This is a genomic window from Bacteroidota bacterium (assembly GCA_016713765.1).
Taxonomy (GTDB): Bacteria; Bacteroidota; Bacteroidia; order AKYH767-A; family 2013-40CM-41-45; genus Pollutiaquabacter; species Pollutiaquabacter aromativorans.
Genome location: JADJON010000001.1, coordinates 953,091 through 976,500 on the forward strand (window position 1 = coordinate 953,091; position 23,410 = coordinate 976,500).

Below are 23,410 nucleotides of genomic sequence, written 5' to 3' on the forward strand. Positions count from 1 at the left end.
TAGACGGAGTAGTATTTGGGGAATCTCCGAAAGTACCCTGTAACGGGGGAGGGTACCCTGTAGTTATATCTCTTTTATTAACATTGAAATTGGATATTTCCCTTTCCCGAGTGGGCAGCAATTGATGTTCGTACTGGTTTTCCAGAGTAAAAAATGATGCCGAAAAAGGCGAGGGTATTCATACATGTTTATCTTTGGGGTACACACCTTAACCACCTTACGATGATGAAACGGGCTTCCATGCTAACCGCGTTCTTGCTGCTGGTTTCTTTGAGCTGTGTACTGGCTCAATCCCTTACGCCAACAGTCATTTCCCCGGCCGGCAGATTCGCTTCGGCCGGTGGTTATACGCTATCGGAAACCGTCGGAGAGATGACGATGGTCGAAACGTACAGTGCAGGCGGATCCATCCTGACCCAGGGATTTCAGCAGCCATCCGATAATAATGTTCGTGTCCCGATCGTACAGCAGGCGGGTTATGATTTAACGGTCTCTCCAAACCCCGGCACCGGCAGTTTTTACTTCAACGTTGCAGCCTCCGCGCCGGTAACGATCGATATTCGGGTGACGGATGTGATCGGCCAGACGGTTGGCATATTTCAGACTTCGGGCATAGAGGGTGCTCAACGATTGCCTGTGGATCTTTCCGGTCTCCGGCAAGGTGTTTATTTTGCTGAAGTGTGGATGAGTTATTCCACCGGCACAACTGTGTATCGGATGACGCACCGCTTGCAAGTCGTTCGATAATTTTTTACCCAAAACCTACTTCACTTAACCCACTTACCCATGAACTCGCGCGCATTTCAATTCATCGCCACCTTCCTGACGTGTATGCTATGCCTCATTGGCAAACAAGCATTAGCTCAATCCATTGCGGGCGTTTCCGCACCACCGCAAATGTTGAATTACCAGGCAGTCGCCCGGGATGCCTCCGGCAACGCGCTGCTTTCAACGGTTATCAGCTTGCGCTTTACCATTCACAGCGTTTCCGCATCGGGTCCGATTGAATACCAGGAGACACAATCGGTCACGACAAATCAGTTCGGACTCTTTTCCGTCCAGATCGGTACTGGCACCGTTGTCAGCGGTATTTTCCCGCTGATCGACTGGGTTTCTGCGGATTTTTTTCTGCAGGTTGAAGTGGATCCCACAGGCGGTTCATCATGGATCGACATGGGTGCCGCACAATTGATCAGTGTTCCATACAGTTTCGTTTCGAAACAGTCGCTTATTTCCCTGGACAATCACTGGGTGCAAAACGGCCCTAACCTTTACAACGAACCGCTTGGAAAAGTTGGTATTGGAACCAGTACGCCCCTCTATAAGTTACATGTCGAGAGCGATAATTCATCCAGCTTGACGGGTGTTGTTCATGCCCAGGCAACACATCCGACGGGTTCAAATCTCGATGTCTCCGCTTTCTACGGCATCAGTGATGTGGACGATTATTTCGGTTTGGGCGGTACTTTTTATGGAGGATGGAAGGGGGTATACGGTAGTGTATCGCCGAGCGGAACAGGTACTTACTACGGGGTCAATGGTTCCGTTTACGGTGGCTCCGGTTACAACTACGGTGTCTATGGAGAAAGCGATCAGGTCGGCGTGTACGGTGATGCCAGCGGAAATGGTAATGGCCTCACCTGGATATACGGACCATCCTACGACGAAACGGCCGGTCTTTACGGATATGCGAGCCTGAATAACAATACCAATGGAATCAGTTATGGGGTAGTCGGCGAATCGTATGGTAGTAGCAGCAATAATAACGCAGGTGTATTCGGCTACGCGGCCAATGCGACCGGTACCAGTCCGCGTAACTGGGGAGTGTATGGTTTATCAAAGGACGCGGTCTCCGCTGCGGGAGTGCTCGGTGTGGCGGACGGATCCGGCAATAGTGGCCACGGTGTCGAAGGCGACGCGCTCAGCGGCAGTAACCAGATCGGAGTCTTTGGCTACGCGGCCGGAACGACAGGTTCCGATTATGCCGGTTATTTCCTGGGGCAACTATATGCCACAACGGCCAGCTCCGGAATCAAGGCTTTCAAGATCGATCATCCCCTTGACCCGGAAAACAAATACTTGTTCCACTCATCTGTTGAAAGCGATGAGATGTTGAATCAATATTCAGGAAACGTAACAACCGACGGTCAGGGTTTGGCAACGGTTCAGTTACCTGACTATTTCGAAGCGCTCAACAAGGATATCCGTTATCAGCTCACGGTCATTGGACAATTCGCACAGGCAATCGTGCAAGAAGAGGTGAGCGGGAATCGATTCTCGATCAGAACCGATAAACCGAATGTCCGCGTGAGTTGGTTGGTGATGGGAATCAGAAAAGACCCGCTGGCCAATCAATACCGTATCCAGCCGGTGGTCGATAAGCCGGCTGGTGAAAAGGGTACCTACCTGGTCCCGCAGGTATATGGCAAGTCGATCGATCGGGCTCCTCACCAACCTACCTTTCTGCCATACGGGAATGGAAACCGAAAGGTGATGAAGCCAATGGATGATCCCAAGCGGAAAAAGTGAGTTGGCAGACCTCCCGGTCGGTTGGGGTTGAAATAGCAGGATGTACTGAACCTATGTGTTCCGTCCGGAAACCCGCATCTTTGCAGGTACCGCGATGAACAACCATCCCCGTGACCTGCTGCGGCTTGCCTCCGCCTTTACGCCTCGCCGCGCCTTCAACGCGGCCAGGGTCCTGGCGAACTATCAGGCATCGCGTCTGACCGGTAAGGTTGTCGCACCGCCCTTTCCGATCAGCCTCGCGATCGAACCCACGACTTCCTGCAACCTGCGCTGTCCGGAATGCCCGAGCGGTTTGCGCTCGTTCACCCGCCCGACCGGTATGCTGGATCCGGATTTCTTTCGTTCGGTCATTGATCAGGTGCATCGGGATGTCGCTTACCTCGTATTTTATTTCCAGGGTGAACCCTTCCTGCATCCGCAGTTCACCGATTTGGTCCGCTATGCGAAAAGTAAACGCATCTATACGGCGACCTCCACCAACGCGCATTACCTCTCACCGGAAAAGGCCCGGGAGACGATTGCCTCTGGCCTCGACCGATTGATCATCTCGATCGACGGAACGACGCAGGACACGTATAGTCAGTACCGTGTTGGCGGATCGCTGGAGAAAGTGCTGGAGGGAACGCGCAACATCATCGAGGCGAAACGGAAAGCAGGAGCTGCAACACCCTATACGGTGTTCCAGTTCCTGGTCGTTCGACCGAATGAACACCAGGTACAGGATGTCCGAAATCTCGCGCGTGAACTGGGCGTGGACCGGGTCGTCCTGAAGACCGCGCAGGTGTATGATTTCGAGCATGGCAACCCGCTCATACCCGAGAATCCGCGATACGCCCGCTACCGGCAGTCGAAGGACGGACGCTGGGAGATCCGAAATCCCCTGGACAATCGTTGCTGGAAACTTTGGCATTCCGCAGTGGTTACCTGGGACGGACGAGTAGTCCCCTGCTGCTTTGACAAGGATGCCCAACACGTCATGGGCCATTTGGAGAAGCGTTCCTTCCGCGAGATCTGGAACGGCCCCGAGTACGCAACATTCCGGAATCAGTTGATCAAAGGTCGTAGCGAGATCGATATTTGCCGGAACTGCTCGGAGGGTCTATCGGTCTTTACAGAATAAGAATGGGTGTAGAAGGCGGGAGGTATTGTTAATCAATCATCGAATTTGAATAATTGATACTGTAAAAGTGATTGCGAAGCTGATCAAGGCATTTACCGGGCACGAAGGATCCATCTATGCACTCGAAGGTTCGGGAAGGAAAGACCGGGTCTTTACCGCTGGTGGCGACCGGATCGTATCCGAATGGGACCTCAGCGGGAACGAACCCGCAAGGGGAGTGGTCAAGGTTGAAGCGGTGGTGTATGCGCTTTGTCACATCCCGGAACGCAACTGGTTGTTGGTGGGAACTTCCGAAGGTCGCATGCATGTGATCGACCTGGAAGGACGAAAGGAACTACACAACCTGGAGTTGCACAAAGCCGGTATATTCGACTTGCGTTTTCACCCGGCAACCGGAAACATCTTCTCCGCTTCGGGAGACGGCAGTATCGCCGTCCTGCAGCTTGACCGATTGGACAGGACCGAACGCAGGTCGCTTGCTCCAGGGCATAAGATTCGGGCTATCGACTTTCACCCCCTTCATCCGGAAGTCGCTTTTGCCTGTGGTGACGGGAACATCCGGATCTATTCGCTGGAGCGGTTTGAAGAGCGTCTGGTCTTTCCGGCGCACGCGCTTTCCGCTAATTGCGTACGCTATCATCCCGCGGGGGATTATCTGCTCAGCGGAGGGCGGGACGCCCATCTGTGTGCCTGGGATCCTGCAACCGGGGCCTCGTTGGAAAGGATTCCGGCGCATAACTACGCGATCTATTCCATCGCATTTTCGCCGGACCAACACAACTTTGCAACCGCCAGCCGCGACAAGACCATCAAGATATGGGATGCTGAAACGATCGGTTTTCGACTGAGGATTGATCGAGATACATACAACGGACACCGCAATTCCGTCAACAAGGTGCTCTGGAGCCGATACGACAACTACCTGATCTCCACCGGCGATGATAAGGCGGTGCTGGTGTGGGAGGTGGTGTGAGCGGTTGATAGGGAATAGTGAATAGTGAACAGTGAATAGTAAATAGTATGGAGCGAATAGCCAATAGCGAACAGCGAATAGTTTTAATGAATAGTGAACCCTGCCTGCCGAAGCTTTAGCGTAGGCAGGAGTGAATAGTAAAAAGTGAATAGCCAATAGCGAACAGCGAATAGTACATAGTGATTGCCCTCCTAAGCTTGGGCGGCAGTAGGAAACTCGAAACCCGCCTGCCTGCCGTAGCTTTAGCGTAGGCAGGAGTGAATAGTATGGAGCGAATAGCCAATAGCGAACAGCGAATAGTACATAGTGATTGCCCTCCTAAGCTTGGGCGGCAGTAGGAAACTCGAAACTAGAAACTAGAAACCCGAAACCCACAACCCACCTGCCTGCCGTAGCTTTAGCGTAGGCAGGAAACCCGGAACCCCTTCCCATGCGTGTAGTTGCTGTCCAACGTGGTAAACGAGAACTTGCTCTGGTTGTCGTGTTATTCATCATCATGACCGCGGTGTTACCGCAATTTCAGGATGTGATACTACCGCCGGAGACGCGTTTCCGTTTGTTTGGTATTGCCGGTGGAAACAAACGATTGGTTATTCTGGGACCAGCTCTGGGGCTGTTGTTTGCAATCGGACTCTTCCGGAGAAAATTCTGGGCACGTCAACTGACTTTGCTGGTCTGCATCATCGTCGCGGTGACAGCCATTGCTTTCATCATTGCTTCCGACGCGTACTATTATCCCGGCCAGATCGGGCTCCTGGTGATTGCCGCTACCTGCTATGCGCTGTTGCGCTTCAACAAGAATATCCGCTTCTACTTCGAAGCTTAAAAAAGAAAAACCGTTCACGGTAGGTGAACGGTTTTGGGGAGCCAATTGTCGGACTCGAACCGACGACCTGCTCATTACGAATGAGCTGCTCTACCAGCTGAGCTAAATTGGCTGGTTAAAAGACGCTTTATTAGCGTTTTTGGAGGCGCAAAGTTCCGAAAAAAACCCTTTGAATGTCTCATTTTGACGGTATTTTTTGCGAATTCCGTTCAAAATGCGGGTTTTTACCAAAAAATCAAGAAAACTGAAACAAACAGCCGGTCAGCCCGTTCAAATTGCTGTGTGTTTCATGTTAAGTTTTAAGTAAGTACTTGAGTTGTTGATCAGGAAACCCCGGACGGAAGTCATGGGGTTTCTTGTTTTTCATAGGTACCGTCGGTAGGGTCGAGAGGCTTCTGACACAGCTTGCCGATGAAGGTTTGTTGTTCCGAGTTCCGGGTTTCGCGTTTCGAGTTAAAAAAAATCCTCGCACCTCGTATCTCGTACCTCACACCTCGCAACCTGCCCTTCGTCGCCAGTCCCAGTCACAAAACCCGAAACTCGAAACTCGAAACCCGGAACCCGGAACCCGGAACTCAGAACTCAGAACTCAGAACTCAGATTGTCATGATTTCCTTCTCCTTCGCCTCGACATGCTTGTCGACTTGGGCGATGAAGCCGTCGGTGATCTTTTGGATCTGATCTTCGAGTCCTTTCACCACATCTTCCGGTACGCCTTTCGCTTCTTTCTTGATGTGTTCGTTGGATTCGCGGCGAACCGTGCGGATGCCCACTTTGGCGTGTTCGCCTTCCGCTTTTGTTTTCTTCACCAGTTCCTTCCGGCGTTCTTCCGTCAGCGGCGGGATGTTGATCCGGACCACCGTTCCGTCATTCGAAGGAGTGAAGCCGAGGTTGGCGCCCAGGATCGCCTTTTCGATCGGGCCCAGCATGCTCTTTTCCCAGGGCTGAATCACCAGTGTACGGGCTTCCGGTGCGCTCACGTTCGCGACCTGGTTCAGGGGAGTCGCGGTACCGTAGTAGTCAACGTGCACGCTGTCGAGCATGGTCGGGTTGGCGCGGCCGGCGCGGATCTTGGCGAGTTCGACTTCCAGGTGGTCGATCGCCTTTTGCATATGCGAACGGGTGTCGTTCAAGGTCTTGTTGGCGTCTAACATAAAAGCGACGGTGTTGAGCGGTTCGTTTTCGGTCAGCGAGGTAATCCGCTGTTTAGTTCAATATCAGAATTCGACCAGGGTGCCGACCTGCTGTCCCTCCATCACACGGAGAAGGTTGCCGGGTTTGTTCATGTCGAACACGATGATCGGTACTTTGTTTTCGTTGCACAGGGTGAAGGCTGTCAGGTCCATGATCTTGAGGCCCTTTTCGTAAACCTCGTCGAAGGTGACGGTCTCGTACTTCACGGCATTTTTGTCTTTCTCCGGATCGGCTGTATAGATGCCATCCACGCGTGTGCCTTTCAGGATCACATCGGCGTTGATTTCGACCGCCCGCAGGGAGGCGGCCGTGTCGGTCGTAAAATAAGGGTTGCCGGTACCGGCGCCGAAGATGACGACACGTCCTTTTTCCAGGTGGCGGATGGCGCGACGTCGGATATAGGGCTCGCAGATCTGCTCCATCTTGATCGCCGACTGCAGGCGGGTCTTCACGCCAAGTCCTTCCAGCGCGCTTTGCAGCGCCATGGAGTTGATGACCGTAGCCAGCATGCCCATGTAGTCGCCCTGGGCGCGGTCGATCACCCCGCCGGCATCGTTCCCGACGCCGCGGAAGATGTTCCCGCCGCCGATCACGATGGCGGTCTCTACGCCTTTATCGACAATCCGTTTGATCTCTTCCGCGTATTGGCGGAGGCGGGTGTGGTCGATCCCGAATTCTTTCTCGCCCATCAGCGATTCGCCGCTGAGCTTCAGGAGAACGCGTTTGTACTTCATCGAGGGCGAAGTTAGGAAATTTCGGGTGGGGTGAGCACCTGACCGTAGCCTGCGGTACGGGGCAAAAAAAAGCGGCTGCTCTTTCGGGCAGCCGCTTTCGTATGGTTTGGTTCGGATTAACCGATCTTGACACGCTTCATAGCCGTGACCTTGAGGTTCTTGTCGATCGACTCGAGGTACTGGCGGACGGATTTCTTTTCGTCCTTGATGAAGGATTGGTTCAGCAGGGTGTACTCGGTGTAGAACTTGTTCACCTTGCCCTGGGCGATCTTTTCGATCATGTTTTCCGGCTTGCCTTCCTGACGTGCCTGGTCACGGGCGATCTCCATTTCACGCTCCAGCATCTTGTTGTCCACGTCGTCCTTGTCGATGGCAACCGGCGCCATGGCAGCGGTCTGCATGGCCACGTCCTTGCCGGTCTCTTCGGAAACGGTCTGGTTGAAGCCGAGCATGGAGGTCAGTTTATTGCCGGGGTGGTTGTACACCACGACTTTCGGAGCACTGACAGACTGGTAGTCGACGACGTCGATCTTCTCGCCGATCTTGCCCATCTGTTCGACGCAGGCTTCGGCTACGGTTACGTTGCCGAGTTTCAGCGACTTGAGATCGTCAGCCGTTGCCGGCTTGTTGCTCATAGCGAGATCGAGGATCGATTCACCGAACTTGATGAAGTCGGCGTTGTTGGCCACGAAGTCGGTTTCGCAGCAAACAGCTACCACAGCACCGTAAGTGCCATCAGCGGCGAGTTTGCCGAAAACATAACCTTCTTTCGCTTCACGGTCCTGGCGATTGGCTGCGATCTTCTGACCCTTCTTACGGAGCAGGTCGATTGCTGCTTCGAAATCGCCATTGGCTTCGGTCAGGGCTTTCTTGCAATCCATCATGCCTGCGCCGGTCATCTGGCGCAGCTTGTTCACGTCGGAAGCGGATATTGCGACGGTAGACATTGTGGGGTTCTTTCTCTTAGGGGTTAATGAATGATCACTTCTCTTCGGAAGTCTCAGCGGAAGCGGCCGTTGCGCCTTCTCCCGTCTCTTCTTCCTTCTCCTTATCCATCTCCTTGTCCATCTTGCGCTCGGAGAGGCCTTCTTCGATGGCTTTCACCATGGTCTCCACGATAAGGGAGATCGACTTGGTAGCATCGTCGTTGGCCGGGATGGCGAAATCAACCTGCGAAGGATCCGTGTTGGTATCCGTGATGGCGAAGGTCGGGATGTTCAGCTTCTGTGCTTCGGCAACCGCGATGTGCTCCTTGTTGATGTCGATGATGAAGAGGGCGGCGGGCAGACGACCGAGGTCGGAGATGCTGCCGAGGAATTTCTCCATTTTCGACTTGGCGCGGGTGATCATCAGGCGCTCCTTCTTGGAGATGTTGGCGAAGGTGCCATCGGTCTCCATTTTCTCATACTGGCCCATCTTCTTCACCGACTTCCGTACGGTAGCGAAGTTGGTCAGCATGCCGCCAGGCCAGCGTTCTACGATGAACGGCATGTTCACCTTGCCGGCGGCGTTGGCTACGATCTCTTTCGCCTGCTTTTTGGTGGCGACGAAGAGGATCTTCTTGCCCGACTTGGCGATCTGCTTCAGGGCTGCAGCGGCTTCATCGACTTTGGCAACGGTCTTGTTGAGGTCGATGATGTGGATACCACGGGCTTCCATGAAGATGTACGGAGCCATTTTGGGGTTCCACTTGCTCTTCAGATGGCCGAAATGTGCGCCGGCCTCCAGCAGGTCTTGGTAAGTAACGCGGGACATGTGTTGTGTTGTCTGTTTGATAAGTTGAATGGGAAGGACGGTAGTACGTCCTTCCCGGTGTTGATCTGGATTAACGCTTGCTGAACTGGAAGCGCTTACGTGCCTTGCGCTGACCCGGCTTCTTCCGTTCTACCATGCGCGGGTCGCGGGTCATGAGGCCCTCTTTCCGCAGCGGGGATTTGTTCTCTTCACTCACCTTCACCAGCGCGCGGGCAATGCCCAGGCGGATGGCTTCGGCCTGGCCACGGATTCCTCCGCCCATCACGTTGACCGTGACATCGAAATTTTCTTTCGCGTTCACGACCGACTGGGCGTGGGTCACGATGTATTGCAGCGGACCTACCGGGAAGTACTCCTTGAAGTCGCGGTTGTTGATCTTGATGTCGCCGTTGCCCGGAGTCAGGTAAACACGGGCTACAGAGGTCTTTCTTCTACCGATTGCGTGAATCATTGGAACGGATTATTCAGGGAAATGGATCAGGCGATTTTGATTTGCTTGGGCTGTTGACCGGCATGAGGATGCGCGGTGCCGGCGTAAACGTGCAGGTTACGGAAAAGCTCGCGACCCAGACGGTTCTTCGGAAGCATGCCGCGAATGGCGTGCTCGAGTACGCGCTCCGGAAAACGGTTCAATACGTCCTTCGGCGTAGCGAAACGCTGTCCGCCCGGATAACCGGTGTAACGTACGTAGGTCTTGTCAACCAGTTTGTTGCCCGTGAAGCGGACTTTATCAGCATTGATGATCACGACGTTGTCGCCGCAATCTACGTGCGGGGTGTAGGACGGCTTGGTCTTACCGCGAAGGATCATCGCTACCTGGGTGGAAAGACGACCGACGACCATATCCGTCGCGTCGATCAGGACCCATTCTTTCTTCACGGTCTTCGCATTGGCCGAAACCGTTTTATAACTCACAGCGTTCACTTTCCGTTGATTTTTAAGGGTTTTCTAAATCGATCGGGTTTCCCCGAAGGGGTTGCAAAAGTACGAGATTTTTCCGTACCTCCAAACTGTGATTAAAAAAGGTATCAGGAGGAAAATGTGAATGAGCGGGCGTGCACTTGTAGCACCCTTAAAAGGCCATACCCAGGGCCAATCCGACAAACGGGTTGATCTCGTATTCCCGAAGGCTTTTAACAGCCAATGGGGTGAAAGCTATCCGGCCAAAAAGGCCATTTTTACGCTGATATCGCAATCCGAGCAAGGCGGAATAGATCAGTTCCGCCTTCCCTTCCTGCGGAAACGCGGGGGTGATGCCCCATCCCATTTCGAATTTGTACAAGCGGCCGGTAACCACCGAAGCTGTGATCGGGATCGTGAATTCCGGGTCTTTATCCGGATAAATCCCGGCCCCGATCCGAATATGGACCGCCAGTGGGGCCAAGGCATCTTTATAAATCCGGTAATCGCCATTGACCGAAAGGATGCCCGAACCGCCGATTTCACCAAAAAATGCCCATTTTGAGTCACCCAACTCCTCTTCTATACGCAAACGGCGAACTAACAACGGGTCGTCCGAACGGCTGGGTCGTTCAAACTGCTCTATTTTACCGTTTTGAAAATGAATGGATTGTAGGTCTAGACGGCTGACTGCCCGGTCCGGCTCGTTCGATGTCCCCAGGAGATTATAGCGAATGGTGAATTCCCCGACTTCCAGTACCCTGGCCACCTCCCGCTTACCATTCCGGTAAACGAGCGTATCCTGTGCTGATACCTGAAGAATATACAGCAAGGCGACCAGGAGGAAACAAAGGGTACGTTTCATGACGAACGGTCTCGTTTTTCCGGATCATACGCGTCCAACATCCGGAACACCGGATAAGCCCGGAAGAAGAAGCCAGCCGAAAGTGTTCCAATGAGCAACAGCGGGATCCAACTGTCGCCCAATTGCATCAAGAGGAACAGGAAAAATGTGCCGAGGAAAAAAGCATAGACGATCAGGCTGAACAGTTCGACTTTCAGGGCCGGAAGTCCGCTTCGCTTCGCTTTGGCAATTCGCAACACGATCACCGCGGCCAGAAAGGCCAACAATAAGTAAGGTATCCAGGCTTTTTCCATGGGCTGACGATCGACAAAGCTAAGCAGAGATTCGGAGGAGTACGAACAGTTCCGCCTGCTTCGTCTCATTCTGATCATCGTATGATTATTCCACAATTATTCAGGCATTCAGCAGGGACGGAAACCTTTCGGCACCTTTGTTTGTCTTCTTACCGTGCAACACCCGGCACCTGTTCTCATTACCGGCGGATCCGGTCTCATCGGATCCGCGATCACCGAAGCCTTGACCCACGACCGGATTCCGGTGCGCTGGTATAGCCGGCAAAAGCTTCAGCCGTCCTCCGGCGTGCAGGTGTTTGCATGGAATCCTGCCAACGGTAGTGCAGATGCTGCCGCGCTCACCGGCGTCGAGACGATCATCCACCTGGCCGGAGCCGGCATAGCGGACGAGCGTTGGTCGCCTGCCAGAAAAGCGTTGATCATCAACAGTCGCGTTCAGGCTGCGAACACCTTGTTCGAATTACTTCGTACGCATCCTCACCAGGTCAAAACGATCGTCGCGGCTTCGGCAGTAGGATATTTCGGTGATCGCGGCGAGCAGCTCGTCGACGAAGCGGCGGCACCCGGCCGAGGATTTCTCTCCGACTCCTGCGTCGCCTGGGAGCGGGCGCTTTCCCGCTTTTCGGAACTGGGAATCCGGATCGTGATCCTACGCGTCGGTTTCGTACTCAGTCGGCAGGGAGGAGCCCTTCCGGTGATGCGCAAACCGGTCGATTGGTTGCTGGGCGCTCCCCTTGGTTCAGGAAAGCAATACATCTCCTGGATCGACCTCGACGATCTGGTCGGCATGTTCCGCTTCGCGATGGACCATCACCAGCTTCGGGGTACCTATAATGCTGTTGCGCCTGCGCCGGTCACCAACCGACAACTGGTATCCACGATCGGGAAGGTACTGCACCGTCCGGTCTGGCCGATTCCGGTTCCGGGATTTCTCCTGCAACTGGTACTCGGCGAGAAAGCCGTGCTTGTCACCGGTGGCCAGCGTGTTTCGGCCGATAAGATTCAAAGGGCCGGCTATCACTTTCACTTTCCTGCGCTCGAAGCTTCGCTGCGCCATCAACTCCTATGAAAGAGCATCTGACGTTTTTCTGGTTTCGCCGCGACCTCCGCCTGCACGATAACGCCGGTCTTTACCACGCCTTACGTTCCGGTCTTCCGGTACAGCCGGTGTTCATCTTCGACCGCAACATCCTGGATGCGCTCGAGGACCGTTCGGACCGTCGGGTTGTTTTCATCCATCAGCAACTGGAACGGCTGCAGAAAGAACTGAAGCAATTGGGCGCGACCCTGCTCGTTGGCTATGGTCGTCCGGCGGATTGCTGGAAGCGCTGGTCGGAAGAGTATTCGATCCGCAGTGTTTTTACGAATCACGATTACGAGCCCTACGCCACCCGGCGCGACAGCGAGCTCAGGCAGTTCTTCGACGAACGCGGGATCAGCTTTCACACCTTCAAGGACCAGGTGATCTTTGAAAAATCGGAAGTGATGAAAGACGACGGATCGCCGTACACGGTCTTTACTCCGTACATGAAGAAATGGCGTTCGCTCATTCGTCCCTTCTTCTTGAAATCCTATCCGACTGAACGCTACACTGCCAATTTCCTGCAACGCGATCCTTTGCAACTGCCTTCGCTGAAAGAGATGGGTTTTCATGAAGTGGAGTGCGCGTTTCCGGAATCCACCGTATCAACCGATCTCCTGCGTGACTATACGGACAAGCGCGACATCCCCGGCATTCGTGGTACCTCGCGCCTCAGTGTGCACCTGCGCTTCGGTACGATCAGTATTCGCGACCTCGTTCGAGAAGCATGGTCGGTGAGCGAGAAATGGGTGAATGAACTCATCTGGCGCGAGTTCTACCAGATGATCCTCTGGCATTTTCCGCATGTCACGGAGCGTTCATTCAAAGCGCAGTATGACCTGCTCGAATGGAAGAACGACGAGGAACTGTTCAGGGCCTGGTGTGAGGGTCGGACCGGTTATCCGATCGTCGACGCGGGCATGCGCGAGCTCAACGCGACCGGCTTCATGCACAACCGGGTGCGCATGATCACGGCGAGTTTCCTGACGAAGTTCCTGCTAATCGACTGGCGATGGGGCGAAGCTTACTTCGCTGCCAAACTCCTCGACTTCGAATTGGCCAGCAACAACGGCGGCTGGCAGTGGAGCGCAGGCACCGGTGTCGATGCCGCGCCCTACTTCCGCATCTTCAACATGGACGAACAGACCCGCAAGTTCGATCCCGACTTTTCCTACATCCGCCGCTGGGTCCCCGAGTTCCAGGAGCTGACCTATCCGCGTCCCATAGTCGATTACAAAACGGCGCGTCAGCGATGCCTGGAGTTTTATAAGGTGGGGTTGGAGGGGTAGGTTTTTGCATTTATTAAACGAGAATCTTCTGGCGATCTGATACATTTCGCTTGTGGGAAGTCATTGGAAGTATTGGGACTACCGAGCTTCGGCCGCGTACTTCATTACGATCAATTCGAACAGACGAATTGAATGGTTCGGAAAAAATGAAGGTGGTTCTATTCGATTCACTCCTGTCGGAGAGATTGCTGAACGATTTTGGAGGGAGATACCCGTGCATTTTCCGAATGTGGCACTTGGGCCATTCGTTGTAATGCCCGACCATTTGCATGGAATTATCATACTTGGTTCGAATGATTTTTTCAATGGGGATCGTGAAGGAGTTGTCAGTCGAAGAGCCAATATGTTACCGACTATTCCTGAGGAGTTATGGAAGATTAAAGAAGATCATTCAGTAGGTCGTTTTAGTATACTGGATAGCGGGCCAATCATTAACCCGCCCGGTGGTCGTTTGATCGAAGGCCCCCTAAATGAGTATTCCATTAACCCTCCCAGTGGACGTTCGATCGAACGTCCACTGGGAGGGTTAATGGAATGCCAGGATAAAACGACAGACTCACAATTGACGAATATGGAAATTGATCGAGCTCCTGCTGAACAATTACTACCTCAGCAATTCGATGAATGGATGGCTATGCGATATAAACTCGAAAAGGGGGTTGAAGCATCATTTCATTCAATTGTCGATCGCACCTATCGGTATTCTCCAGATACTCCCGTAGTTGAAAACCCCTTCTTCGTTCCATATCCTCTGGTGCAAGGGAGATTAAATCTCGGCAGATTTTATTTTGATCAGGAGACTAGGCTGAACACGCCGCCTTTCATGGATCACTTTTCCGCACGTTCTGAGGAGGAATTGAATATAGATTTACAGACCAGCTATATGTCGATGATCTCTCCTTTAAAGGGGTCTTTGTCTTTGATCATTCGTCAATACAAAGCAGCCGTTTCTAAACATGTCCGCCCTTTTTCGCCTTTATTTCGTTGGCAGAAGCGGTTTTTCGTTAAGATCATCACTGATCCGGTTGCCTATGAGAATATCGCACGGTATATACGAGAGAATCCAAGAGTGGCTTCTAAGTCGCGTTGATCCTCCGACTTCGTTTTCCTTTAAATGAATTCATTATCTTGTCCATCCCATTCACCACATCCAGTAATTCGATGAAAAAAACCCTCCTTCTCCTCATCCTTCTGGCTGCAGGCATGACCAGGCCGCTTCAGGCCCAGATCGCCCCCGGCGCCATCGCTCCGAATATCGTGGCGACCGATATCAATGGCAATAACTGGAACCTCTACGACCTGCTCGATCAGGGTAAGACGGTTTTTCTCGATGTGTTCGCTACCTGGTGCGGCCCGTGTTGGTCGTATCACAACTCGGGCGCGCTGGATGATTTTTACAATCAGTACGGTCCGGATGGCACCAACGAAATCATGGCGTTCATGATCGAAGGTGATGGTAGCACGACCATGGCCGACTTGCAAGGCACCGGTGGTAACACCGTAGGCAACTGGATCACCGGTACACCGATGCCGATCATCGACAACAGCGGCATCGCATCCGATTACCAGATCCGATACTTCCCGACGATCTTCATGATCTGCCCCGACCGCATCGTGCGTGAAGTGGGCCAGTTGAGCACGGTCGATCTGGAAGCCGTACGTGCCGAATGTTCGATCGCGACACAGGTCAACGACGCCGGTATCACCAACAGCATGATGTACCTGAACGGTACACCGGCCGGCTGCGGTAACCTGAACATCAATTACCGCTTGTGCAACTACGGAACGGATGCACTTACGTCCGCTACCATTACCCTGCGTGACGGTGCAACTACGATCGATACGTACAACTGGACGGGTAACCTCGCGACCTACGAATCCATCCCCCTGGCATTCAACGGTGTTAACGGCGTCATGGGCGCCAACACCATTTCGGTCGTCGTGTCGGATCCGAACGGACAATCCGATGGCAACACGACCAATGATGAGCGCAGCGTGCAATTCACGATCTTCAACTCCGTTGGCGGACCTGCTGTCAGTGAGACATTTGCCAGTGCAAGCTTCCCGCCCTCCGGCTGGTCGGAGTTGAATGGCGGTGACGTGGCTGGATGGGAATACAGTACTGCCGGTCTGAATGGCGCCGGATCCGCCAAGATGAATTTCGTGTACTCCCCGGCAGGCGATTTCGACGCGATCGTGATGCCGACCATGGACATGACGGGCTACGACAATGCCGTTCTCACCTTCGATATCGCGGCTGCCCGTTATGGCACTTCGAACGACAACCTCAAAGTGAAAGTCTCCTACAACTGCGGCCTGACGTGGACCACCTTGTACAACAAGACCGGGGCAGCGCTTGCCACCGTGGGTTCGCAAACCTCCATTTTCACACCGACCAATGCGAACCAATGGCGCGCCGAGTCCATTAACCTGAACAACTACCTGACGCGACCGGCTTTACTGGTCAAGTTTGAAGCGTTCAGTAATCAGGGAAACAACCTGTATCTCGACAACATCAACATGAGCCTGACCACCGGCCTGAATATAGTTAACCGCGCTCTCGATTTCTCCCTGTCGCCGAACCCGGCCCGCTCGCTTGCTATGGTCAACTTCAGTCTGGCTAAGCAGCAGGCCGTACAACTCAGTGTGCTGGATGCGCAGGGCCGGATCGTCTACGCGTTTGATGAAACCTCCGTGCTTCCTGGCGACCATCAGCTCTTTGTTCCGGTCTCCGGACTGGCAGAAGGTATCTACCTCGTCCGCCTGCAAGGCGAAGACGGACAGCAGCTTCGCCGCTTGGTCGTAGAATAATCATCCTGTGGTGGACGGAACGCTCCCGGTCTTGTGGTCCGGGAGCGTTCTTTTTTGTAAGAAATCCTGCTGCATTTGGTTGTTAATTCTGCTGCGTATGTAACCCTGTCGGTGTCGTACGTAATAAGAAGGAATGATTACCCGTGAACTTGATCTCATCGGCGAATTGACCTCGCCGCTTTTCCGAATTCTGTGGACGCACGATGCCGATGAACCCGCGCGTCGCCAGTTCGAGAACAACATCGTGGCGTTTCATATCGGGAAGGGTTATATCCTGACCGTCGCCCACAACCTGCGATCGGAAGCGCCTTTGATCAAGTCGCTGCCGGATGCCGTTTACCAGGCGGAGATACGTCCACGTCTGCCGGACTTGCAACGGCAGGTGTTTGAACAACTGTATCCGCTCGATCAAAGCAACGGCCGGCGTTATCCGCGCCTGACCGCGGCGAACGATGCGCGAAACATCGGGGAGTTCCTGAGACAGAATAATATCGATACCCGCTGGATCACGCTGATGCGCCAGCAAGTTTGCCGGCCGCAGCTCATTCTGCAGTTTAAGCATCCGGAATACTTCGGCGATGCGAAACTTGCAGCCGGCTTCAGCCCCACGCGCAGATTTCACGAGCCGGCGATCAACCGACATACGTTTCTGGTCGACCTCGAACTAGTCGAAGCATTTTTTCGCGAAGACATCGCGCTTTACCGGATCCTTGATTTGCCGCAAGCGATGCTTGACAAGATCCCGTTTGTGGAACCGGACTTCGGCTTGCTCGATGCCTTTCCGTCCGATTTGTATTGTCTTCAAAGTTCCCCGAACAGTGAAGTGGGCCGACTCCTGAACCGTGCCGTCGTAGAAGGCTATCTCGAACACTTCGGCATGTTCCCCGACCGTATCGGGGGGCATTATACGTTAGAGGGCATGCGTTACCTGATCAAAGGATATTTCCGTTTCGGTTCATCCGGTGCGCCGTACATCCGGAGGAATGAACAGGGCCGCTTCGTTGTCAACGCGATCCAAAGCGAAGCCAGTCCCATCCAGTTGTCGATCGGCAACGCACGAGAAGGGAATTTCCAATATGTGAACGCGATCGCGTCGCCTTTGTCCGGCATCGAAGAGCAATTGAGGAATCATCTCAACGTTTCGGCCTGATTTCGTTTTGCGAATCCCGCATTCTTTTTCATTTGAGAAAGTGCGCAAGACAATTTTGTAATAAACCTTTCATTTTTACGCTAACCGACAGCCGGTGCTCCCGTTACCATCTATAAGGAATAATGGACCCGGTTACGCCAATTTTAAGGCAAATTTCAAGGATATTGATCCTTTGGCTACTCATCCTGGTAGCAGGGGATCGATCCGTCTGTACCGCAGCGAATGTCGGTGTCCAGGCCGCCTTTGTAAAGAACAATACGATCCAGGATGCCAGCGAGGTAGCAGCGAATGTCCTGCGGATTGTCAACTACACCAACAAGAAGGTCCGATTCGGTGTCTCGGTTGGATTACCGGCGGGTTGGATCACGCTGGGTAATCGCGATCGCATGATCGACTTACCGGCCGGTGACTCCGTCTTTATTCCGGTTCGTGCGATACCCGACCGACAGGCGAAGGGCGGCACCAGCTATGTGTTGTCCGCCATCTTGCGTTCCGAGCAGGATCAACAGTTCGCGGCCGACAACTGGTACGTAACCATCAAGTCGCATTCCGACTGGCGGGTAAATGTTCCGCAGCGACAGATCTATTTCACCAATGGTTCCGACTCGGCCAACTTCAGCGTTCAGATCAGCAACCAGGGAAACTCGGACGAGAGCATCCGATTGGTATTCCTGCCGGATCGCCGGATTCAGTTACTCGATCCTGTAACGAAACAACCCGCCGCGCTGACGATCACCTGCGATCTTCCCGTAGGGCACGATACCGTTGTGCGGTACGCGGTACGAAAGGTGACGGAGCAGCGCCGCTCGGCGGGGAAAAAAGACCTGACCGCTGCCGCGGATCCGAACCGGGAGAGCTATCCCGTACAAGTGCTCGCCCGATCAGCCGGAGGAACCGGCAACCGAAGCTGGAGCGGCAACATCACCTTCGCCCGGGTCGGTAACCGGGTCGCGCAGCATCTTTATTCGGGAAACGCGTTGCCGTTGACCATGGAAGTCAACCTGTTCGACGTATTGACGGACGGAACCACGATGTCGCTCGATCTATACGGCAGTACGAACCTGCGCAACAACGCCTTCCTGACGTATCGCCTCCAAAGCGTCTTTATCACGAACTACCTCAACGAGCAGGCGTTCCTCGGACAGAACCATTACATCGGTTACTTCTCCAACCGGTACACGGTGGAAGCAGGAGAAGTAAACGGATGGGGAAGGAGTTTGCTGACGGGCCGGGGATTGAAGGCATCGGTGAAGGTGCGGAATGAAACCATTGGGGCTATCTATGTCCGCGGACCGGGTTTATTCCGCAACAACCCGAACAGCGGATATGGTCTCTATCATCAGCATGCTAAAGGCCCGTTGACCTGGAGCAATTATTTTACGCGGAACGAGAACCGGCAGTTGAAACTCACCACCAATGCCGCCAACACCTACGCGAGTTACAAGGCCGCACCTGGTCACCAGCTGGGTTTTGGTATGGGCATGTCGTCCGAGCGGTTCCGTCCGGATACTGCGGAGGGAAGCTTCGGTGCCGGCTACGGTTTCGACGCGAACTACTCGGGTACATACGGTCCGTATGGCTTCTTCGCCAACTATAATTACGGTTCTTCCCAATACGCCTTGTATCGCGGCGTCCGCATGTTCAATACGCGGCTTTCCTGGGCGATCTCACAAGACCGGAATCTTTCCCTGAACACCCAGCATTTCACCCAGCGTCCCGAGTATTTCGTCAACGGCCGGATCATCGATGGGCCGTTCCTGCGGAACCAGCGGTATGAATTGCGTTACGGCATCTTCATGCCGAAGGCGATGATCGCCTTCCGGCCACTCTACCAGTTCGACGAGAACCCGCGCATTCGTGTGCGGACAACCGGTATGGGCTTCGACTACAATGTGCGGAACAACGAAGCCATGCGTGTTTCGACCAACCTCTTCATGGGGTATGGGTTTGCACCTACGGTCGGACTTGATCCCTTCTTCCTGGCGCGTGCCGGCGTGTATGCACGTTGGAACACCACCTTCCTCAGCCTGCGTTATTTCTATGGTCCCAACCAGTTGCAGGAACAGATCCGGTTCATCAGCTATCGGATCAATCCGCAATCGGTATTCCTGACCGGATCGAACGACTATTGGTTCGGCAACGGAAAGTTCGTGCTGACGACCACGGGTAATCTGTTTTACGAAACATTCTATAAGCGATTGAACACGCGCATTCGTCCTGAGTTGTTCTATTTCACGAACACCGGATTTCGTTTTTCCATGTATGTCTCCTGGGTGCGAAACGCCCAAGGTTCCAACCCGGTCTTGAACGAGATCACCGGAGAGGAAACCTTCGAACCCGTTGCCAATGCGGACTTCAACATCGGCTTCGGCGTGAAGAAGCAGCTTGGCGTTCCCTTGCCGGGTCCGAAATATATTTCCACGAAAGTGATCGTATTCCGCGACATGAACGGCAACCGCCGCCAGGACGGACAGGAAGATGGTGTGGAAAACATCCTGGTGACCATCCGGCCCAAGCGCGTGGAGGGTGGTGATACCTTAAGTTACAGCATCGTACACGGGGAGGATTTCATCACGGATAAGAAAGGCGAAGTGTGGTACGATAACATCACACCCGGAATCTATTACATGCGGATGAGCGCACTCGTCGGACAAGGCGACTGGTTCACCGGCGAGGAACAAGAGGTTGTGGTGCGGAAAGGCGAACCGGTTTATCTGCCGCTGAACCGGGGCTTGCGTCTGAACGGTAGCATCCTCGTGGATCGCGATAAGTACTCGGGTGGAGGAGAAGGTACAATGGACCTGTCCCGCATTCGCATCACCGCGATCGATTCGCTGGGTCATACGTACACCTGCCTTTCGGAACGCGACGGAACATTCAATTTGCAATTGCCGATGGGAAAATATACGCTGACGGCGAACGAAGCCGCGCTCGGAGACGGGTTCCTGTTCCTCCGCAACAAGATCGAGCTGGACCTGACCCGCTATGTGGAGAACTACAGCGTGACGTTCAATGTCGTAGAACGTAAGAGAAAGGTCGAAATTAAGCGGTTTGGTGGCAGTGAAAAGCGATAAATGCAGCAACCCGACCCGTAACCCGGCGTAACACCTTCAGAAAATCCAACCAACCAAACGAATATTCATCATGAAGCTCCGCAGTCTTATTCTCATGCTCCTGGGTTCCTGCCTGATGCCTTTATTGGCAGGCGCGCAAAGTGTAAGCATGTCGCCGAGCCGCCTCTATTATAAGGTGGATGTCGGAGCGTACAAGACGCAAACCGTTACCGTCACGAACAATTCTTCAGTCCGACAGGCCTTCAACGTTTCGTTCGGTGACTTCGAGCCGGCCGGTTATCAGGGCAAGAGCAAGTTTATGCAAGCCGGTGAGAGCGAACATTCCTGTTCGGAATGGTTGACCGCTACGCCTTCGTTCTTCGAACTCGATCCGGGTCAATCGCAAAAGGTACAGGTGCTGCTGCAAGTACCGACCTCGCCCGAAGCGAACAAAGTGAAGTGGGCCGCCATGCGCGTCAAACTCACCAAGGAACGTAAGTCGAACGACATCGCCGACAAGAATGCGATCGGCATGGGCGTCACTGAAACGTTCCAGTTCGTAGTGCACATCTTCCAGACGCCGCCGACGGTAACGACGAAGAGTGCCGACATCATCGATTTCCGCGAATCAACGACCGCTCAGGATACGAGCCGGGTCTATTCCATGCGTGTAAAGAATACTGGAGAAGCGATCCTGGATTGCGCCTCTTATATAGAACTGACCAACCTGAGTACCGGCGAAGAACTGCGCCTGAAGCCTTTGGCTTACACCGTGCTTCCGGGTTCGGAACGCGAAGTGCGTTTTAACATCCCGCGCAACCAGCCCAAAGGACGGTATTCCTTAATGGGGGTAGTGGATTATGGAAACCGGGATAACGTTCAGGCTGCAGAAATGGAGATCACGATCGAATAATCACCCGGCAGGTCAGGTGGAAACTGAAAGGAATCCGCCCCCTGACGATAAATCATCAGGAAAATCATGAAAACAGGAAACACACGCCAACGACCTCCAAATCCTTAGAAATTCAAGAATCCATGAATTTGGAGTAAAAATGAAATTCATATTCGCTCCAAAATCATTTTGACCATTAATCAAAAACAAAGGATGCATTTGTAAGAAACACATGGATTGCTCGCAATACCCACCTTCAAACGGTGCCACTTTTGTTTCATCAACTCACCCCCTTATTTCTCTCAGACCTATGAAAAAGCAGATCATTAAAAAAGCCGCGCTCCTCCTCGCCCTGGTGGGTGTGTTGAGCGTGCAAGAGTCCTCGGCCCAGTTGTCGGACCAGGAGTATGTAGCCGTCACCATGGACCTGCAGGGTATCCTGCAACTCACCATGACGACTGAGCCACAAGTCGACTTTGTCTTCAATACTATTCAGAAGTACCAGGTCGGTATCACCAAGTACAACGCGACGCGTTTGGAAGTAGAAGCCACGGTTCCGTGGGATCTCTACGCCCAGCCGAGCACGGAATTCTGGACACAGCAGATCGCCTACGGTGCCGGTACCAACGGCCAGGGCACGCTGCCTTCTGAAATTCTCGAAATGCAGGCCATACAGCCGAACGCGGTTGCCGCTGCGCTTACCTTCAACAGCTTCATCGGACTATCGTCGAATGCCGGCGCGAACACCGCTTCGCTGACGCCGACCGTTGACACGCAGTTCCTCGCTGGTCAGTTCGGTCAGGGTGTAGCCAACAGCTATGCTCCCGCCACCTCGACGGCTTCGCCGCTCACGAACAAGTTCCTGGTTCACTACCGCATCAAGCCGGGTGTTCCTGCCAACTTCCCGAACCTGACGACGCAGTATCCGACGGTTGCTGCCGCCACCTTCACCGCTACCGCACCGTATGCCCAGCCGGGTTACTACGATCTCGAAGTGGTGTACACGTTGACGGAAGACCTCTAAGCCATTCCCGACACCCCCGATTTACATCCTGGAAAAAGAGGAGACGGCCCCCCGCTCCTCTTTTTCTTTTTTACCCCTGCAACCTTCTCCGGTCGAAGCAGTACATACCAGGAGCATTTCTTATGACCGCCCGAAGCCGATACCGAATTTTCCTGCTGCTGTTGCTACTCGGCCCGCTGCGGGTTTCCGCGCAGACGGTGGACATCTCGATCGGTGGAAGTTCGAATGTTGATTTTACGTTCAATACGATCCAAAAGCTGACCACCGGCATCGTAATCCCGAATGCCTTCACGGTGAACGTGGAAGCGATCGGCACCAACTGGGATTTATACATGGGCGCGGTCACGGCTGTGGCCGGTACCTGGGACAACGCGCAGTACTACGCGACTAGCGGAAACGGCGCACCTCCGGTTGGCTTGTTGCAGGCCCGCGTGCACAACCTTTCAGGTACGCCCCAGATCAGCGGCTACGTGCCCTTGCAGGACATTGCAGTGTCGACACTCGATATCATCGGTAATCACCTTTCCGCTCCCGACCCTTCCGTGAATTGCGGTGATGCTTCACCGATAGGAACGAATACGCCGGGAAGTTACCTGACCGACCCGCAATGCTACCAGTTCCGTGTAGATCTGAAAGTCGTTCCCGGCATGAATTACCGTCCGGGTTTGTACACGATGCAGATCGAATTCATCATCGCGCCGGATCTTTAGGATCGAAAAGGCGGCCGTGCTTTGGTGCTTTTAGCGTGACGGGGAAGTTGGGGGGCCTGGTAACTAGTAATTAGTAACTAGTAATTAGTAACTAGTAATTAGTAACTAGTAATTAGTAACTAGTAATTAGTAACTAGTAATTAGTAACTAGTAATTAGTAACTAGTAATTAGTAATTGTAGACCAGGAGCAACTGAATAAGGCGGTCTTTA

22 protein-coding genes and 1 tRNA gene are annotated in these 23,410 nt (G+C 53.5%); 14 read left to right on the plus strand and 9 right to left on the minus strand.

The window, feature by feature from the left end:
* Positions 1 to 222 precede the first annotated feature (222 nt).
* The 5 genes from IPJ96_03680 (at position 223) to IPJ96_03700 (ending at position 5,448) form a co-directional block, all read left to right on the plus strand.
* Entirely contained in the window at positions 223 to 747 is a 525-nt protein-coding gene (locus IPJ96_03680) for a T9SS type A sorting domain-containing protein (GenBank protein MBK7909449.1), read from the plus strand.
* 39 nt (positions 748 to 786) lie between these two features.
* Entirely contained in the window at positions 787 to 2,529 is a 1,743-nt protein-coding gene (locus IPJ96_03685; protein MBK7909450.1) for a hypothetical protein, read from the plus strand.
* 94 nt (positions 2,530 to 2,623) lie between these two features.
* Complete coding sequence (locus IPJ96_03690) at positions 2,624 to 3,649, plus strand: SPASM domain-containing protein (GenBank protein MBK7909451.1); 1,026 nt, start codon at positions 2,624 to 2,626, stop codon at positions 3,647 to 3,649.
* Positions 3,650 to 3,716: 67 nt separating this feature from the next.
* Positions 3,717 to 4,622, plus strand: a complete 906-nt coding sequence (locus IPJ96_03695) for a WD40 repeat domain-containing protein (GenBank protein MBK7909452.1) — start codon at positions 3,717 to 3,719, stop codon at positions 4,620 to 4,622.
* Between the two features lie 430 nt (positions 4,623 to 5,052).
* On the plus strand, positions 5,053 to 5,448 hold the full coding sequence (locus tag IPJ96_03700; protein MBK7909453.1) for a hypothetical protein: 396 nt from the start codon (positions 5,053 to 5,055) through the stop codon (positions 5,446 to 5,448).
* A 39-nt stretch (positions 5,449 to 5,487) separates the two neighbouring features.
* Here IPJ96_03700 and IPJ96_03705 read toward each other — a convergent pair.
* The 9 genes from IPJ96_03705 to IPJ96_03745 all read right to left on the minus strand — a co-directional run bounded on the left by IPJ96_03705 (position 5,488) and on the right by IPJ96_03745 (position 11,258).
* A tRNA-Thr gene (locus IPJ96_03705) sits at positions 5,488 to 5,560 on the minus strand.
* Between the two features lie 484 nt (positions 5,561 to 6,044).
* Complete coding sequence (frr, locus tag IPJ96_03710; GenBank protein ID MBK7909454.1) at positions 6,045 to 6,602, minus strand: ribosome recycling factor; 558 nt, start codon at positions 6,600 to 6,602, stop codon at positions 6,045 to 6,047.
* A 63-nt stretch (positions 6,603 to 6,665) separates the two neighbouring features.
* The gene (locus tag IPJ96_03715) at positions 6,666 to 7,376 is read right to left on the minus strand and encodes a UMP kinase (protein MBK7909455.1); all 711 of its coding nucleotides are present in this window, start codon (positions 7,374 to 7,376) and stop codon (positions 6,666 to 6,668) included.
* Between the two features lie 116 nt (positions 7,377 to 7,492).
* A complete protein-coding gene (locus IPJ96_03720) occupies positions 7,493 to 8,323 on the minus strand; it encodes an elongation factor Ts (GenBank protein MBK7909456.1) in 831 nt (276 codons plus the stop codon).
* A gap of 34 nt (positions 8,324 to 8,357) precedes the next feature.
* Positions 8,358 to 9,131, minus strand: a complete 774-nt coding sequence (gene rpsB, locus IPJ96_03725; GenBank protein ID MBK7909457.1) for a 30S ribosomal protein S2 — start codon at positions 9,129 to 9,131, stop codon at positions 8,358 to 8,360.
* Between the two features lie 70 nt (positions 9,132 to 9,201).
* Positions 9,202 to 9,582 (minus strand): 30S ribosomal protein S9, encoded by a 381-nt coding sequence (gene rpsI / locus IPJ96_03730; protein MBK7909458.1) that lies wholly within the window; start codon positions 9,580 to 9,582, stop codon positions 9,202 to 9,204.
* Between the two features lie 26 nt (positions 9,583 to 9,608).
* Positions 9,609 to 10,055 (minus strand): 50S ribosomal protein L13, encoded by a 447-nt coding sequence (gene rplM / locus IPJ96_03735; protein ID MBK7909459.1) that lies wholly within the window; start codon positions 10,053 to 10,055, stop codon positions 9,609 to 9,611.
* 148 nt (positions 10,056 to 10,203) lie between these two features.
* Positions 10,204 to 10,896, minus strand: coding sequence for a hypothetical protein (locus IPJ96_03740; GenBank protein MBK7909460.1), 693 nt, complete (start codon positions 10,894 to 10,896; stop codon positions 10,204 to 10,206).
* Positions 10,893 to 11,258 carry a hypothetical protein gene (locus tag IPJ96_03745; protein MBK7909461.1) on the minus strand — a complete coding sequence of 122 codons (366 nt, stop codon included), beginning with the start codon at positions 11,256 to 11,258 and terminating at the stop codon, positions 10,893 to 10,895. The genes IPJ96_03740 and IPJ96_03745 overlap by 4 nt, the downstream gene beginning before the upstream one ends.
* An 85-nt stretch (positions 11,259 to 11,343) precedes the next feature.
* Between IPJ96_03745 and IPJ96_03750 the strand changes: the two genes are divergently transcribed.
* From IPJ96_03750 to IPJ96_03790, 9 genes are all read left to right on the plus strand, one after another.
* Positions 11,344 to 12,258, plus strand: a complete 915-nt coding sequence (locus tag IPJ96_03750) for a TIGR01777 family protein (GenBank protein MBK7909462.1) — start codon at positions 11,344 to 11,346, stop codon at positions 12,256 to 12,258.
* Positions 12,255 to 13,559 (plus strand): deoxyribodipyrimidine photo-lyase, encoded by a 1,305-nt coding sequence (locus IPJ96_03755; GenBank protein ID MBK7909463.1) that lies wholly within the window; start codon positions 12,255 to 12,257, stop codon positions 13,557 to 13,559. Before IPJ96_03750 ends, IPJ96_03755 begins: the two co-directional genes overlap by 4 nt.
* 52 nt (positions 13,560 to 13,611) lie before the next feature.
* Positions 13,612 to 14,649, plus strand: a complete 1,038-nt coding sequence (locus IPJ96_03760; protein MBK7909464.1) for a hypothetical protein — start codon at positions 13,612 to 13,614, stop codon at positions 14,647 to 14,649.
* Positions 14,650 to 14,720: 71 nt separating this feature from the next.
* Positions 14,721 to 16,370, plus strand: a complete 1,650-nt coding sequence (locus tag IPJ96_03765; protein ID MBK7909465.1) for a T9SS type A sorting domain-containing protein — start codon at positions 14,721 to 14,723, stop codon at positions 16,368 to 16,370.
* Between the two features lie 133 nt (positions 16,371 to 16,503).
* Positions 16,504 to 17,520, plus strand: a complete 1,017-nt coding sequence (locus IPJ96_03770; protein ID MBK7909466.1) for a hypothetical protein — start codon at positions 16,504 to 16,506, stop codon at positions 17,518 to 17,520.
* A gap of 164 nt (positions 17,521 to 17,684) precedes the next feature.
* Entirely contained in the window at positions 17,685 to 20,594 is a 2,910-nt protein-coding gene (locus tag IPJ96_03775; GenBank protein MBK7909467.1) for a hypothetical protein, read from the plus strand.
* A 70-nt stretch (positions 20,595 to 20,664) separates the two neighbouring features.
* On the plus strand, positions 20,665 to 21,486 hold the full coding sequence (locus tag IPJ96_03780; protein ID MBK7909468.1) for a molecular chaperone: 822 nt from the start codon (positions 20,665 to 20,667) through the stop codon (positions 21,484 to 21,486).
* A 289-nt stretch (positions 21,487 to 21,775) separates the two neighbouring features.
* The gene (locus tag IPJ96_03785; GenBank protein ID MBK7909469.1) at positions 21,776 to 22,489 is read left to right on the plus strand and encodes a hypothetical protein; all 714 of its coding nucleotides are present in this window, start codon (positions 21,776 to 21,778) and stop codon (positions 22,487 to 22,489) included.
* A gap of 122 nt (positions 22,490 to 22,611) precedes the next feature.
* Positions 22,612 to 23,199: a hypothetical protein gene (locus IPJ96_03790; GenBank protein ID MBK7909470.1), complete on the plus strand. Its 588-nt coding sequence runs from the start codon at positions 22,612 to 22,614 to the stop codon at positions 23,197 to 23,199.
* Positions 23,200 to 23,410 lie beyond the last annotated feature (211 nt).

Coding starts and splice junctions, on each gene's coding strand:
- IPJ96_03680 (MBK7909449.1), top strand. CDS start 223: ATGATGAAACGGGCTTCCATGCTAACCGCGTTCTTGCTGCTGGTTTCT.
- IPJ96_03685 (MBK7909450.1), top strand. CDS start 787: ATGAACTCGCGCGCATTTCAATTCATCGCCACCTTCCTGACGTGTATG.
- IPJ96_03690 (MBK7909451.1), top strand. CDS start 2,624: ATGAACAACCATCCCCGTGACCTGCTGCGGCTTGCCTCCGCCTTTACG.
- IPJ96_03700 (MBK7909453.1), top strand. CDS start 5,053: ATGCGTGTAGTTGCTGTCCAACGTGGTAAACGAGAACTTGCTCTGGTT.
- frr (MBK7909454.1), bottom strand. CDS start 6,602: ATGTTAGACGCCAACAAGACCTTGAACGACACCCGTTCGCATATGCAA.
- IPJ96_03715 (MBK7909455.1), bottom strand. CDS start 7,376: ATGAAGTACAAACGCGTTCTCCTGAAGCTCAGCGGCGAATCGCTGATG.
- IPJ96_03720 (MBK7909456.1), bottom strand. CDS start 8,323: ATGTCTACCGTCGCAATATCCGCTTCCGACGTGAACAAGCTGCGCCAG.
- rpsB (MBK7909457.1), bottom strand. CDS start 9,131: ATGTCCCGCGTTACTTACCAAGACCTGCTGGAGGCCGGCGCACATTTC.
- rpsI (MBK7909458.1), bottom strand. CDS start 9,582: ATGATTCACGCAATCGGTAGAAGAAAGACCTCTGTAGCCCGTGTTTAC.
- IPJ96_03740 (MBK7909460.1), bottom strand. CDS start 10,896: ATGAAACGTACCCTTTGTTTCCTCCTGGTCGCCTTGCTGTATATTCTT.
- IPJ96_03745 (MBK7909461.1), bottom strand. CDS start 11,258: ATGAGACGAAGCAGGCGGAACTGTTCGTACTCCTCCGAATCTCTGCTT.
- IPJ96_03755 (MBK7909463.1), top strand. CDS start 12,255: ATGAAAGAGCATCTGACGTTTTTCTGGTTTCGCCGCGACCTCCGCCTG.
- IPJ96_03765 (MBK7909465.1), top strand. CDS start 14,721: ATGAAAAAAACCCTCCTTCTCCTCATCCTTCTGGCTGCAGGCATGACC.
- IPJ96_03770 (MBK7909466.1), top strand. CDS start 16,504: ATGATTACCCGTGAACTTGATCTCATCGGCGAATTGACCTCGCCGCTT.
- IPJ96_03780 (MBK7909468.1), top strand. CDS start 20,665: ATGAAGCTCCGCAGTCTTATTCTCATGCTCCTGGGTTCCTGCCTGATG.
- IPJ96_03785 (MBK7909469.1), top strand. CDS start 21,776: ATGAAAAAGCAGATCATTAAAAAAGCCGCGCTCCTCCTCGCCCTGGTG.
- IPJ96_03790 (MBK7909470.1), top strand. CDS start 22,612: ATGACCGCCCGAAGCCGATACCGAATTTTCCTGCTGCTGTTGCTACTC.